Source organism: Fontibacter flavus (genome assembly GCF_042432905.1).
Taxonomy (GTDB): domain Bacteria; phylum Bacteroidota; class Bacteroidia; order Cytophagales; family Cyclobacteriaceae; genus Fontibacter; species Fontibacter flavus.
Map to the genome: position 1 here is coordinate 69926 of NZ_JBHLWI010000014.1, position 14708 is coordinate 84633.

Here is a 14708-nt window from a genome sequence, read left to right on the forward strand (position 1 = left end):
CGCTTCATGAAAATAAGTCGGATTTTCACCTACCTGATCTTGGCCTTAATGATCTCCTGCCAAGACAAAAGCAGCTTCAATCCCTTGCATGATGGGCCGCGAAGAGCCGAAATCCTCTTCCTGGGACACGATAGCAAGCACCATGATTCTGAAAAACTCATGCCCTACCTGGCAAGACCACTTTTCAACAAAGGCATCAACCTGACTTATACTTCGGATCCCAATGATTTGAATGAAGAAACGCTGAACATGTATGATGGGATCATGATTTATGCCAATCATGATGAAATCACACCTGCACAGGAAGCGGCTTTGAAGAAATATGTGGAAAGCGGGAAAGGTTTTATCCCGCTCCATTCGGCTTCTTACTGTTTCAGAAACTCTGATTGGTATGTTGCCGCTGTCGGCGGACAGTTCAAATCCCACGGCACTGGCGAATTCACTGTGGACATCATTGCACCTGAGCATCCTATTATGAAGGGGGTGGAAATTTTCGAAACCTGGGATGAAACCTACCTGCATACTGCAATCAATCCTGATATGACAGTACTGATGGAAAGAGAGGAAAACGGTCACCGTGAACCTTGGACCTGGATCAGAGATCAGGGTAAAGGCAGGGTTTTTTACACCGCCTACGGACATGATGAAAGAACTTGGTCCAAACCGGAATTCCATACACTGGTAGCCAATGGCGTACTTTGGGCCATAGGTGATCAAGTAGCCGCCCAAGTGGCCGCTTTTGAAATCCCCCAACCAAGATTTGAAGTAGCGGATATTCCAAATTACGAAAACAGGGATCCTGCTCCACTCTATCAGTTTCCTTTGAGTCCTGAAGAATCCATGAAATTGGTACAGGTACCGGTGGGTTTTGAATTACAGCTTTTTGCCTCTGAACCGGACATCGTCAACCCTATGGCCATGGCCTGGGATGAAAAAGGAAGGCTTTATGTCATAGAAACAGAAGATTATCCCAATGAAGTGAGACAGGAAGGCGGAAATGACAGAATCAAAATATTGGAAGACACCGATGGTGATGGCAAGGCCGACAAGATCACTGTTTTTGCAGAAGGCCTGAATATCCCTACCAGTATCATGGCGGTCAATGGGGGTATCCTCATTTCCATGGCACCTGATTTTATTTTCTTGAAAGATACCAATGGGGACGGAAAAGCAGATGTCAGAGAGGTAGTCATGACAGGATGGGGCAAAAGCGACACCCATGCCGGTCCATCCAACCTTAAATACGGCTTTGACAATAAAATATGGGGCGTACTGGGTTATGCAGGGTTCAATGGAGAAGTTGGCGGTAAAGAGTTTAACTTTTCCCAGGGAATTTATCGCTTCACGCCTGATGCCACTGAACTTGAATACCTGGGTTCGACAAGTAACAATACCTGGGGCTTAGGTTTCTCAGAAGATTTCAACGTGTTTATCTCCACCGCCAATGGGCAGCACAGCGCTTACCTGGCCATGACCAATGATTTTGTCAGAAGACCTATCAGCGGAGGCATGAACAATACTGTCTTTGGAATCGACAGCCACTATGATATGCCCCACTTGACACCGGCATTGAGGCAGGTGGATTATCATGGAGGTTACACTGCTGCTGCCGGGCATAATTTCTATACAGCAAGAAATTTCCCTAAAAAATACTGGAACAGAATCGCCTTTGTGGCAGAACCAACAGGACGTGTGCTGCACAATGCCATCATCGAAAAAGACGGTTCTGGCTTCAAAGAGAAAAACGGATTCAATATCCTGGCAAGTTCAGACGAATGGTTTTCCCCTGTACATGCAGAAGTAGGACCGGACGGTGCTCTTTGGATTGCAGATTGGTACAACTTCATCATACAGCATAACCCAACTCCAAAAGGTTTTGAGAACGGGGCAGGAAATGCCTATATCAATCCTTTGCGTGATGCCAAACACGGCAGGATTTACCGCTTGGTCTATAAGGGCAATGACAATTACAAAACCATGTCCATCGATCCTTCCAATAACAAAGACCTGATTGCTGGACTGAAATCCGACAACATGTTCTGGAGATTGACGGCACAGCGACTGATCGTAGAGAATAAAAACACTGGCATCGTAAAAGAGCTGCACCAACTGATCAATGACAGAAAAACTGATGAGTTGGGCTTGAATACCCCTGCCATCCATGCCCTTTGGACCTTACATGGATTAGGTCTTTTGGATGGATCTGATAAAAACAGTACTCAGATAGTCACTAAGGCATTGAACCATCCATCTCCAGGCGTCAGAAAGAATGCCATTGAGGTCCTGCCAAGAAGTATGGAAACTTTCAAGCTCATCACTGCAGCCAAACTACATCAGGATCCGGATCTGAATGTGAGAAAATCAGCCTTCCAGTCTATAGCGATGGCACCTGCAAATCCAGAAATTGCTGATTTCTTATATCAGGCCAGCTTGGATGAAGCCAATGGCAAGGACACCTACCTGGCACAGATCATTTTCGCGGGAGTATTGAACCATCCCAACTACTTTGAAAGCAATCTATCTAACCTCTATCCAAAAGATAAAGCAGATAGTGTGCTGAGCCTGAGCGACCGTATTGCAAAAAGTCTGGTGGAAGAAGAATATAACCTGGATCGTAGGGCCCCAATTGCTTTCCCGCCTGATGCCAAAGGAAAAGAAATCCATATCAGAACAGAATTGGCCAAAGGAAATGAGGGACTAATTGGAGTGATCGTAGCACAAGGCAATAAAAGCAATGGTTATTCCCTCTATGTCTTGGACGATGTTCTCAACTGGGTGGTCAAAAGAGACGGAAAGGCCTATAAAATTTCCACTCCAAAAGGTGGAGTGCCGAACAATCTCTTCTCAGTATATGCCAACCTGCTTGAAAGCGGAGAGATGCAACTTTACATCGACAATCAGCTGATCGGGAAAGTAAAAACCCCAGGCTTGTTTACAGAAAGTCTCAGTCCTGGGAATGTGCGCGTAGGCAATGACTGGGGAGGAGAAAATCAGGTTGGAGATTATGTAGCATGGTCCTGGCTAAGAGGACGGATGGGAAGAGACAGCTATATCAGTTTCAAAAACCCGGATTTTGACATGAGCAATTTGATGGCTGCTGTCATTGGTAAAGAAAAGACAAACATCTCAAGAGATAATGCCACAGTCGTCAAGATAGGCGTCATTCCTCATGAAATGAAATACGACATTGCCAGCTTCAAGGTCAAAGCGGGACAAGCTGTGATCATTGATTTTGAAAACAAAGACTTCATGCAGCACAACCTCCTAATAGCCCAAATCGGGTCATTGGAAAAAGTTGGCAAGGCTGCGGATGAAATGGCAAGAGATCCTAAAGGAATAGAGAAAAACTACATCCCGGACATGCCTGAAATCATCATAGCCTCTAAGCTGGTAGATCCGGACAATCTTGAAACCTTAATGTTCATGGCGCCGACCAAACCCGGAGAATATCCTTTTGTCTGTACAGTTCCGGGACATTGGAGGATTATGAACGGAAAAATGATTGTAGAATAAACAAGACACCTATGGCACTTCAAGTTACCTTCGGGGTCAGTACATGGCTTTGGACTTCACCTTTCAACTCGGATACCATTGCCTTATTCCCCAAAATCAAAGCATTGGGCTTTGATGCGGTGGAAATACCTGTGGAAGACCCAAAGCTGGTAGATACAAAATTGGTCAGTCAGGCCTTATCCGATCATGGATTGAAACCACTTATCTGTGGCGCATTTGGACCTAGCCGGGACCTGACTCATGATGATCCGAATTTCCACTACAACTGTTTGGACTATCTGGCAGAATGTTTCCGGATTTCAGCAGAACTAGGGGCTAAGTTTGTTGCAGGACCCATGTATTCTGCCGTGGGAAAAGCCAGACTGGTCAGTGAGGAACAAAAAAAGGTGGAATGGGAAAGGGCTGTCAACAATCTCCAAAAAGTATGTCAGATGGCTGCTGAATGGGGACAGGAGATTGCCTTGGAATCCCTCAACCGGTTTGAAACAGATCTGATCAACAATACCAGGGAGTTGATGCAGCTCATTGCTGACATCAATCATCCAAGGGCTAAAGTCTTATTGGATGGTTTTCATTTGAGTATTGAAGAAAGGAGTTTGGAGGAAGCTGTGTTGTTGGCAGGAGACAAACTTATCCATGTGCAGGTTTCCGAAAACCACCGGGGCATTCCCGGCACAGGTCAGACCCATTGGGACAGTTTCAAAAAAGGACTGGAAGCTGTGGGATACAAAGGCTGTATTTCCATAGAAAGTTTTACGCCCAATGTTCAGGAACTCGCAGGTGCTGTCTGCATCTGGAAACCACTTGCCCCAAGTCAGGACCATTTCGCAGAACAGGGCCTGGCTTTTTTGAAGGACTGGGCCAGAGACAGGTTTTTTACACATTAAAATATTTAATAAAATCCAAGATATATGAGCCAAAAGAAAATCAATATCGCCATTATAGGCCTCGGTTTCGGGGCAGAATTTATCCCAATTTACCAAAAACACCCTTTGGCCAATATGTATGCCATTTGCCAAAGAAATGAAGAAAAGCTGAACGAAATCGGGGATGCCTTTGGTGTAGATGTTCGGTATACAGATTATGATGAATTACTGAAAGACCCCAATATTGATGCCGTGCATATCAACACGCCTATTCAGGCACATGCCGAGCAATCCCTCAAAGCATTAAGGGCCGGAAAACATGTGGCCTGTACCGTGCCTATGGCTACTACTGTGGAAGAATGCCGTCAGATTGTAGAGGCCTGTGAAGAGACAGGTTTGACGTATATGATGATGGAGACGGTCATTTATTCCCGTGAATTTCTTTTTGTAAAGGAAATGTATGAAAAAGGCGAAATGGGCAGGATTCAGTTTCTCAGAGCCAGTCACCAGCAGGAGATGGCCGGTTGGCCGGGCTATTGGGAAGGTTTACCTCCTATGCATTATGCTACCCACTGTGTGGGTCCTGTGTTGGCTCTGCCTAATGCACAGGCAGAATATGTTTCCTGTTTTGGTTCGGGCAGGATTGATGAAAACCTGATTCCAAAATATGGTTCTCCATTTGCGATCGAAACCTGTCACATCAAATTCAAGGATTCTGACCTGTCAGCAGAGGTGACCCGCTCCCTCTTCAATACTGCAAGACAGTATAGGGAAAGCTTTGATGTCTATGGTTCCAAAAAATCTTTTGAATGGACCCTGATCGAGCATGAAGACAGCGTCATCCATACCGGTGAGGTTCCTGAAAAGGTTAAAGTGCCTGATTATGCCCATCTATTACCAGAGGAAATTGCATCTTTTACCACTGCAGGAGTGTATGATTCAGATGATAACCAGCATTTATCATTCATTCAAGGTGCCGGACATGGGGGCTCCCATCCACATTTGGTGCATGAGTTTTTGAGTGCTTTGCATGAAGGCAGGGCGCCCTATCCTGATGCCAGACAATCAGCCAATATCACCTGTGTGGGTATTTTGGCCCATGAGTCAGCCATGGCAGGAGGCAAGATCATGCACCTGCCGGAGTTTACTTTGAAGAAGTCCTGATCTTCTTCAACCCTCCAAGGGTTTGAAACCCTTGGAGGGCTTTTTCATATTCCAGCACAAGTATTTAGGCAAAATCCAATCAGTGCAGATTTTTTTGACTTCAGACAAGACCCTAAAAAAATGAAAGGGTAAAGGATAAAAAAATAGCCATGATTTCTTTGATTCTATCTTTAATAAACCTCTTTCGAATTTACCCTAAACTTCGGTTGATGATGGATGAATCTTTCTAGCTGGGCGCTCTGTAAACTCAAATAATTTTTATTTGTTTAAAACTTGACTTTTTAAACTAAGCTATTTAACTTCAACCTAATTCTTTTATCAACAAACTATTTTAATATGCAACAACCTAAATTTACCCCCCCCATTTTCCCCAATTAGGTACTAAAATCTATCAATGCCTTTCTTTAATTTCTGTTTTTTTGCTGGTTCCTCTTCTCTTTATCTCTTGTCTTGAGGATGCAGATAAGATTGAATCAAAACTTACCCAGCCAAATGATGACCTTTCATTAGTCAGGAACTGGTTTGAAACACACAAAGAGGAATTAAGAAAAGATGACTCTGGTATCAATCTCAGGACAGCTGGCAAGGACCTGATTTTGCCTTTCTTTGAAAAGGAGCCTGATTGGTCAAATTTCAGTGAATACCATTTTTCAGATGAAAGAAAAGTTTATGAAATCCATATAAGTAAATTGAGTGGATTGGTTCCAAAAGAATTTTTTGAAAAATATGGAACTTCTGGTTCTGATTTGGTTGAAGAAACCTTAATGTTTGTCGAACATCCCGACTCAGAGAAGGGGTATACAGTTTTGGTAGCAAGGTATTTCAGTTATGGGCAGAAGTCCAAAGGGATGACGTACCATAGAATCCCTAAAGAATGGTCAGGGAGAATTGATATTTTCACCTATGCAGAGCAGCATCTGCGAAGTTTTGAAGTAGAGGAAGGAAGATTGACTTCTTACCATATTTATCAAACAGAAGATCTTTCCAAACGCATTCAAACCCATAATGCTTTAATGACATGCACAGGCTACTGGGTAGAATTTCCCTACACTTATGGAATCCATATGGGTATTGGGTCCTCACATTCAATTTATGTAACTACTTGTCACAATCCAGATCCTTTTGGGGGAGGGACAGGAACTGGTAGCTGGCCATCAGCCCCTGTAGTATCGCCTGATTATCTTGGTGGTGGATATACTGGCGGAGGAGGTAACGGGACCAGTCCAAGTGGTGGAGGGAGTACTGGCACCACATATTGTGACAATACCAATCATTTTGGGTCGGATTGTATTCCTTTTCCTTTAACTATTGAAGAATATATTGAAAGTTTAAACAATCCTGACCAAAAAAGGCAAGCACAACTAGACTATCTCAAGACCCATGGAGGACGTGAATTTGTCACTATAATAGATGAACTCTTAAATACCTCAGGTCTTAATATGGGAGACCTTACAGAGATTAATAAGTTAGTAAATGATTTTTACCTTAGGCAGCGGGGTCTTTTTTTTATGGCGATTTTTAGCCCTGAGAATGTGGGCACAATATTAACATTTGCTTTAGCAAACCCAAATATGTCCACATTAGCTAGAAATAGGACATTTCAGCTTTTTTCTAGGTATGCAACACAAGGAGAAAATATTGTTTACAAGTCATTTACTTCTAGTAACTTTAGAGCTAACTTAACGCTCAAAACAGGGATGAATCCCTCAAGCGCCCAGGCACACCACGTATTCCCACAAACTTCTGAATTTGCTAATTTCTTCACTTCTAAAGGAATTAATATTCATAGTCCTGCTTATGGTGCTTGGTGGCCAACTGCTTCTCATCAAGCAAATGCATTTGCTTATAACCAAGCATGGAGGATTTTTATTAATAGTAATCCTACCGCAACAACAAATCAAGTACTCCAATTTGCTAGAACTGAGATGGCTAAATATGGTATTGCAATCTTGTTTTAGAAAAATTATTTAAGAAATTGGCTAAAAGATTATGAATATTAATATGCTTTATTATTTAGGAAGTAAATTTTCAAGTAATTCATTTACAGTTAATTCCATAAGCTTAACTGCTGAAATTGATGATAAGGGCAAAACTGATGCGATGAAATTATTAGAAGGACAGTACGAATCATTCACATTTCCAATTGTTTTTAAACATGTCTCCGGCAAAAATCATTGTGATTTAATAGGTACTGGTTGGGGAATTTTATATTTGATTTCAGATCGGATGAAGAAACTTTTGGAAGAAAACAATCTCACAGGTTGGAAAAGTTTTCCAGTTGAAATTGTTGATAACAAAGGGGAAAAGATTCAGGAAGTGTATCATGGTTTTTCCATTGTGGGAAGAAGCGGTTCAATAAATTATAAAAAAAGTGAAATTATAGAAAAAAGATTAGTGCCTAATGGACCACTAAGTAAATACTATAAAGGGTTACACCCTGGAATGGAAAATTGGGATGGTAGCGACTTTTTCCTTCCAGAGAAACATTGGGGAATTATAGTTACTCAAAAAGCCAAAGATATCTTAACCGAACGCCAAATGAAGAACCTGGTGTTCCAGAATTTGGCTGAAATAGAAATTGGGGTAAATGCGATATTAAAAAATTAAAAAAACCAAATTATCATATACAAACAATAAGAATTAAACTGGAATAATGTTAATTGATAGAAATAAGGGTTTTGACAAAGATATTGATTTTATCCATGACGATTTTTGACGAAGAAAAAAGGAACTATGAAACATGACTTTAATAATTAACAGGTGTGCTTTCATGTACATCATTTTATTGCTTTCTCACTGCCGTGAAGCAGAAAGAAAAACAGATGAAGTCATGATTCCAGAAATTGTAAAGAAAGACACCATTTGGCTTGAAAATCCCTTATTTGCTTCCAAGTATGGTATCAACACAGAATCACCACCTGCCTGGATCGGAACTGATCTTGTCATGGAGGAAGTTGTTGAGGGGGTTGATCAAATGTTGATTACAATTCAAGGATTAAACCTAATTGAATTCCAAAAAGAGGGGGTGGAAAAATTACTCCATCTTCAAAAGAATAGGCAATCCGTTAGTTATCAAGATTATACAAATCAAGATAGATCCTTGTTGTTTGCAAAACAATAATTAAATATGAACCTAATACTAATTAATCCCATTTATTATTCTTAGTAAATCCTATAATTTTTAAATCACAGGAAGGCTCAAACAAAACATATATTTTAATTCCAAAAACAAATAAAAAGGGCTCAAAAATTAGTTTTATGGAACATAAAAAAGGCATTTCAGTAGGTGCTTATATAACCTTTGATGAGCCAAATTATACAGTGACAGTCACACATATGCCTCCATGGGTAGATTATCCTTCGGAAGGTAATCGCGAAGAAATTAAAGTCAGTCAAAATGATCTGATAAAGGCTAGAGTACTGTTTGCTGAAAAACTGACCTTTAAGGAATGGAGTGAACTAGAACAAATTGGGCTGAAACAGAAGATTTATATGATCTTTCAAGAAGATTATCTTTCTAAAGATCGATTTGTTTTAAATCACCGATTTAAGGCATTTGAAGTTAGAATCACTGCGAATGGCCCTATTTAAGGGGCGCCTGATTATGATGGGGTTATATATAAAAATGAAAAGGATTATCAGGATAAAACTACCGATCAAAAAGATGAAATAGATTTCCACATGGATAATGCAAAATATGGAACAAAAAATTGTAACTAAGCGAATATTTGTTTTAATAATTTGTTTTTTTGGATTCGCTATAGATGGAATATGTCAAGTTATAGTGAAATCTAAAAACTATATTGAAGATTTTAATAGTAGTTATTATAAGCGAGAAAATCCTCAAGACACAGTGTTAATTATTCTTGCTTTTGATCATATAGAAGTTGAAAAAAGTATTAAAAAGTGGGAATTTAAAAATGTTAGATTTATTGATAAGATTTTCAAAAAAAAATATTTAAATCTCAAAGACCCTTGCATTGAGTTAAAATTTATTCATCACCCTGGTCCACCAATGGGAAATGACATTTATTGGATAGATAAAAGGATGCTTAATCTAAATACAATATTAATTCTTGAAGAAAAAGATATTCCCTTTACTTATTGGTTTGAAAATCACGCTGATTTATTTGACAAAACTTTGATTCTTATTGACAGTAATTATTGGACAAAAAAAGAAAAAAAGATAGTGGGCCTAGGTGTTCAAATCTATACAACTGGTTCCTGTAAAGATCTGATTGAAAATCACTAAGATCAGTGGGATACAACCAGGATAAATGGTCATCCACATAAAGTTTACTTCTTTTCAATTCCATAATGAAATCCTCCAGTCCTTTGCTTGGAGGGTTTTACTTTTCATCGCCAAAATTAACTTGAAAGTGATTTAAGGACAAAGCATTTATATAGTTGAAGGTGATTCGAAATCAATATTCCTTAAAGTTTTTTTCTGGTTTAAATAGATGATTTTCGCCAAATTCGGGCATGAAAAAAATCCTGCGCTATCTACTATTCTTTTTCACAAGCTTCTGCCTAAAAGCCCAAACGGCATATCCTACACTTTTTGAAGAAACCAAGGGCAAAGAAACACCTGAATATGCTGATGTCATTGCCTATTTCCAGACTTTGTCCAATGATTTTGAAGAAGTCCGTATCGTGGAAATGGGGACAACGGACGCAGGCTTACCGCTTCATGTGGTACTTTTTGACCGGCAACAAGACTTCGATCCTAAAAAATGGCATGAAACCGGCAGGCTGGTCCTTTTCATCAACAACGGCATCCACCCTGGCGAACCGGATGGGATCGATGCTTCCATGATGTTCCTAAGGGATATTCTCTTAAGCAAGCAACAGGTACCCAATGACTTGGCAATGGCCATTATTCCCGTTTACAATATAGGAGGGCATTTGAACAGGGGAAGCTTCAGTAGAGTAAATCAAAATGGTCCGGAAGCTTATGGTTTCAGAGGAAATGCCAGAAACTTTGACCTCAACAGGGATTTTATCAAAGCCGACACTAAGAATGCCCGCTCCTTCCAACTGATTTTCAATTGGCTGAAACCACAGGTGTTTATTGATACCCATGTCAGCAATGGGGCGGATTACCAACATGTGATGACCTTGATCTCTACCCAACATGACCGGCTGGGCGAAAGGCTGGGAGAGTACCTTGAAAAAGAAATGAACCCCCTGCTCTATCAGAAAATGAAAGAAAAAGACTTTCCCATGGTTCCTTATGTAAATGCCTGGGGAGGTAAGCCTGAAGATGGATGGGCACAGTTCAAGGATAATGGCAGGTACAGCAGTGGCTATGCAGCCCTGTTCAGTACTTTGAGTTTTATGCCGGAAACACATATGCTCAAGCCCTATGAGCAGCGTGTCTACTCCACCTATGCCCTCTTCGAGACTTTTATGGAGGTATTGGAAAAAGACGGGGAAAGAATTGTGGCTTTTGCCAATGCTGACCGAAATTCCAGAAAAAACCAAAGGGTATTCGAGTTTAACCACACACTGGACAGGGAATCCTTTAAAATGATTGAATTCAGAGGTTATGAATCAGGACAGAAACCTTCTGAAATTTCTGGTCATCCAAGACTTTACTATGACAGGGAACAACCTTTTACCAAGGAGGTCAAATTCTTTGACCATTACAAAAGTGGTCTGAGTATCACCAAACCCAAATCTTACCTAATACCACAAGCCTGGCATAACATCATCGAAAACCTTCAGAGAAATGGCGTAAACCTGGAGCAATTGAAATCAGATACCCTGTTACCGGTTAGCATATACCATATCGTGGATTTTCAAACTGCCCAAAGGCCATTTGAAGGCCACTACCTCCACAGCCAAATAAAGGTAGAAAAATCTCAGGCCTTGATGAGGTTCAGGGCTGGTGATTACCTGATACCCATGAACCAAGAAAACAACCGGTATATCATGGAAGTATTGGAACCTGAAAGTGAGGACAGCTTTTTCGCATGGAACTTCTTTGATACCATATTACAGTCCAAAGAAGGGTATTCAGCGTATGTATTTGAAGACTTGGCCGCAGATTTTCTGAGACAAAATCCTGAAATCAAAAAAGCATTGGAAGAGGCGAAACAACAAAATCCTGAATTGGCGAATAGTGGTCCAGCACAACTCAGGTGGGTATATGAACGCAGTCCATGGAAAGAAAAGGAACATAACCGGTATCCTGTTTTTAGGATAGACTAAAACAGAACTAGATTTCTCCCCGCCGCGACGTAGCAAAATGACAAGGTGAAGCCTTAGTCGATAGCAACCCATCTGAGTGAGGATAATATTTTTTAAAGAAATTTAAAGATGAAGCCTTCCACCAGCAAAACAACAACTACTCAAATAAGCCTATCCTTGTCACCTCGACGTAGGAGAGGTCTAATACCTCAAGGCTATAAAGATTTCTCCCTACGGCCGAATTGACAAGGGGAAGTCTAACCCAATAATACCCCATCAGAGTAGGGATAGCAACAAACCAAAAACTATCCATCAACTAAAGGCCCCCTCCTTCTATAAGCTTTTCCTTGTGGTACTTTGTCATTTGTGGTAAAAACCCCTGTGGCTCTCGGTGACTTCTCGGTGCATCCCTGCCGGCTGCAGGCGGGTCTGTGTAATTAAAAGATATCTGCCCTTCTTGGGCACCAACTTACCAAAGCTCCAACTTTTGACTTGGCTCTTAACCTACCACAGTTCTTCAAACTTGGGTTTATTCCCGTTTAATTCCATACTTTTGAGACGGAAAACAAAATCCATGACAAATTCAAAACCAAATTTTCTTCAAAGACTTCAAGCCAAGTGGCATCTCAATAGTCTCTTTCAGGTTGTTTTGGTCCTAATCGTATTTGCTTTGACAGGATTCACCATCCTGTTTATCAAAAAACCAATTTTTGATTTTCTGGGTGTCAGCATGGAAAGAGGAGGGTTTTGGAAAACGGTCCTCTATCTTCTGCTTGTACTACCGCTTTACCAGATTATTTTGTTGATGTGGGGATTTGTTTTTGGGCAATTCAGTTTCTTCTGGGAAAAAGAAAAACAGTTTATAAGGAAAATCACCGGAAAAAAGATAAAGGATTAATTTAAAAATCACCTTTGATCAAATAACAATCTCTATTGAGAACTGTTTTGCCCTTAAGCCCAAAAGTTAAGACAAGCAATAAGGTTCAAAACCGATCATATTCCTTAAATTTGCAGATTGATTATCAGAGAATAGCATACTTCCATGGCAAAAAAGAAAGGTAAAACCCTTGAAGAGCACGAAAAAAGAAAGCTAAACAAACAGAATTTATCCAAACTCGGAGGAGTATTTAGGTTCGTTCTGCCATATAAGCTGACGTTTTTTGCAGGCTTGATTTTTTTATTGTTCTCCAGTCTTACCCTGCTGACCTTTCCATTTGTTGCCGGAAAATTGATTGATACGGCATCAGGGGAAAGCTGGCTGGTTAATGATATTAACGCCATAGCACTGATTTTATTGGGCATCCTATTGGTGCAGAGTATCTTTTCTTTTTTTAGGGTATGGTTATTTGCCAAAGTATCGGAACGCAGTATGCGGGACATAAGGGTTTCCCTGTACAGCAGAATGGTACAGTTACCGATGACCTTTTTTGACAAAAGAAGAACCGGTGAACTGATCAGTAGAATTACTGCAGATGTCAGCATGTTGCAGGAAACATTCTCGACTACCTTGGCAGAACTTTTCAGACAAATCATCACGCTTATTGCGGGTGTTGTTTTCCTGATGGCCACCACACCAAAACTCACCTTATTTATGCTGGCCACCTTCCCGATATTGATCATCATCGCGATGGTTTTTGGGAAGTTTATCCGCAAACTCTCCAAACAAACCCAAGATGAACTGGCCGCGGCAAATGTGATCGTGGAAGAAACGCTGCATTCGATTATGACAGTCAAGTCCTTTGCAGGAGAAGACTATGAATCCAACAGATACAATAAAGGGCTAAACAAAGTCGTAAAGGTTGCCTTAAAAGCCGCAGGTTTTAGAGGAGCCTTTATTTCCTTTATCATTTTCGCCCTCTTTGGGGGAATCGTGGCAGTAATGTGGTATGGCGCTACTTTGGTGGCATCAGGAGACATGAGTATTGGTGACCTGGTTTCTTTTGTCTTGTATACCACCTTTATCGGAGGTTCCATCGCTGGTCTTGGAGACATTTATGGTCAGGTACAGAAAGCCATTGGATCATCAGAAAGGGTATTGGAAATTCTGGATGAAGCGCCTGAAGTTTCCACTGCAGACTTCCAAAAAGTCAAGGTTGATGGCAATATCCTTTTTGATCAGGTTCGCTTTACCTATCCTACCCGACCCGAAGTAGAAGTGCTAAAAAACATCAAGCTAGACATCAAAGCAGGTGAGAAAGTAGCCCTTGCCGGACATAGCGGTGCCGGTAAATCCACGATTATTCAACTCCTTCTGAAATTCTATCCAGTACAAAACGGAACTGTGAGTGTTGATGGTAAGCCTCTACAAGAATGGAACCTCAAGCAATTACGCTCCAATATCGGGATTGTGCCACAAGAGGTATTGCTTTTTGGTGGCAGTATCCGGGAAAACATTGCCTATGCTAAACCTGAAGCTTCGGAGGAAGAAATCATCGAGGCTGCCAAAAAAGCCAATGCTTGGCAGTTTATCAGCAAATTTCCTGAAGGTTTGGACACAAAAGTGGGAGAACGCGGCGTTAAATTATCCGGAGGACAGAGACAACGTGTAGCCATTGCCAGGGCGATTTTGAAAAATCCTGCCATTTTGATTTTGGATGAGGCTACTTCTTCTTTGGATTCTGAATCAGAGGCATTGGTACAGGAGGCATTGGATGAACTGATGAAAAACAGGACTACCATCATCATTGCCCATAGATTGGGGACAATCAGAAAAGTGGACAGGATTTATGTGTTAAAAGAAGGTGAAATCGTGGAACAAGGAACACATGAAGAACTGACCATCAAAGAGGATGGATTTTATGCCAACTTAGTGAAATTACAACTGGTAGAATAATAATCATACATGTATAAAAAGGGGCTGTCCGAAAAGGGCAGCCTTTTTTATGCTGCAATTTTTTGATTTTGAAAATCTAAAGTCATGATTGGGGATTTTTGATTAGATTTTTTCCTTGACACGTATAATACTGGTCGACT

The 14708-nt window shown here is 40.9% G+C and carries 11 protein-coding genes; all 11 read left to right on the forward strand.

The genetic code is table 11. The features are described from left to right. Positions 1–6: 6 nt before the first annotated feature. A complete protein-coding gene (locus tag ACFFIP_RS06760) occupies positions 7–3513 on the forward strand; it encodes a PVC-type heme-binding CxxCH protein (protein ID WP_382386821.1) in 3507 nt (1168 codons plus the stop codon). Between the two features lie 11 nt (positions 3514–3524). Continuing rightward, positions 3525–4400 carry a sugar phosphate isomerase/epimerase family protein gene (locus ACFFIP_RS06765; protein WP_382386822.1) on the forward strand — a complete coding sequence of 292 codons (876 nt, stop codon included), beginning with the start codon at positions 3525–3527 and terminating at the stop codon, positions 4398–4400. A 24-nt stretch (positions 4401–4424) separates the two neighbouring features. Beyond that, complete coding sequence (locus ACFFIP_RS06770) at positions 4425–5543, forward strand: Gfo/Idh/MocA family oxidoreductase (RefSeq protein ID WP_382386823.1); 1119 nt, start codon at positions 4425–4427, stop codon at positions 5541–5543. A 419-nt stretch (positions 5544–5962) separates the two neighbouring features. Then, positions 5963–7501 carry a DUF2380 domain-containing protein gene (locus ACFFIP_RS06775; protein WP_382386824.1) on the forward strand — a complete coding sequence of 513 codons (1539 nt, stop codon included), beginning with the start codon at positions 5963–5965 and terminating at the stop codon, positions 7499–7501. A gap of 31 nt (positions 7502–7532) precedes the next feature. Next, the gene (locus ACFFIP_RS06780; RefSeq protein WP_130274231.1) at positions 7533–8150 is read left to right on the forward strand and encodes an imm11 family protein; all 618 of its coding nucleotides are present in this window, start codon (positions 7533–7535) and stop codon (positions 8148–8150) included. A 133-nt stretch (positions 8151–8283) separates the two neighbouring features. After that, complete coding sequence (locus ACFFIP_RS06785; RefSeq protein WP_382386826.1) at positions 8284–8664, forward strand: hypothetical protein; 381 nt, start codon at positions 8284–8286, stop codon at positions 8662–8664. A gap of 137 nt (positions 8665–8801) precedes the next feature. Next, positions 8802–9134, forward strand: coding sequence for a hypothetical protein (locus ACFFIP_RS06790; protein WP_382386827.1), 333 nt, complete (start codon positions 8802–8804; stop codon positions 9132–9134). 106 nt (positions 9135–9240) lie between these two features. Next, positions 9241–9795: a hypothetical protein gene (locus ACFFIP_RS06795; protein ID WP_382386828.1), complete on the forward strand. Its 555-nt coding sequence runs from the start codon at positions 9241–9243 to the stop codon at positions 9793–9795. 230 nt (positions 9796–10025) lie between these two features. Beyond that, the gene (locus tag ACFFIP_RS06800) at positions 10026–11756 is read left to right on the forward strand and encodes a M14 family zinc carboxypeptidase (RefSeq protein WP_382386829.1); all 1731 of its coding nucleotides are present in this window, start codon (positions 10026–10028) and stop codon (positions 11754–11756) included. A gap of 553 nt (positions 11757–12309) precedes the next feature. Further along, positions 12310–12633: a DUF6787 family protein gene (locus ACFFIP_RS06805; protein ID WP_382386830.1), complete on the forward strand. Its 324-nt coding sequence runs from the start codon at positions 12310–12312 to the stop codon at positions 12631–12633. Between the two features lie 144 nt (positions 12634–12777). After that, complete coding sequence (locus ACFFIP_RS06810) at positions 12778–14568, forward strand: ABC transporter ATP-binding protein (protein ID WP_382386831.1); 1791 nt, start codon at positions 12778–12780, stop codon at positions 14566–14568. Positions 14569–14708 lie beyond the last annotated feature (140 nt).

Bases quoted from the DNA above. Each gene is read 5' to 3' on its own strand.
- ACFFIP_RS06760 (WP_382386821.1), top strand. From the start codon at position 7: ATGAAAATAAGTCGGATTTTCACCTACCTGATCTTGGCCTTAATGATC.
- ACFFIP_RS06765 (WP_382386822.1), top strand. From the start codon at position 3,525: ATGGCACTTCAAGTTACCTTCGGGGTCAGTACATGGCTTTGGACTTCA.
- ACFFIP_RS06770 (WP_382386823.1), top strand. From the start codon at position 4,425: ATGAGCCAAAAGAAAATCAATATCGCCATTATAGGCCTCGGTTTCGGG.
- ACFFIP_RS06780 (WP_130274231.1), top strand. From the start codon at position 7,533: ATGAATATTAATATGCTTTATTATTTAGGAAGTAAATTTTCAAGTAAT.
- ACFFIP_RS06785 (WP_382386826.1), top strand. From the start codon at position 8,284: ATGACTTTAATAATTAACAGGTGTGCTTTCATGTACATCATTTTATTG.
- ACFFIP_RS06790 (WP_382386827.1), top strand. From the start codon at position 8,802: ATGGAACATAAAAAAGGCATTTCAGTAGGTGCTTATATAACCTTTGAT.
- ACFFIP_RS06795 (WP_382386828.1), top strand. From the start codon at position 9,241: ATGGAACAAAAAATTGTAACTAAGCGAATATTTGTTTTAATAATTTGT.
- ACFFIP_RS06800 (WP_382386829.1), top strand. From the start codon at position 10,026: ATGAAAAAAATCCTGCGCTATCTACTATTCTTTTTCACAAGCTTCTGC.
- ACFFIP_RS06805 (WP_382386830.1), top strand. From the start codon at position 12,310: ATGACAAATTCAAAACCAAATTTTCTTCAAAGACTTCAAGCCAAGTGG.
- ACFFIP_RS06810 (WP_382386831.1), top strand. From the start codon at position 12,778: ATGGCAAAAAAGAAAGGTAAAACCCTTGAAGAGCACGAAAAAAGAAAG.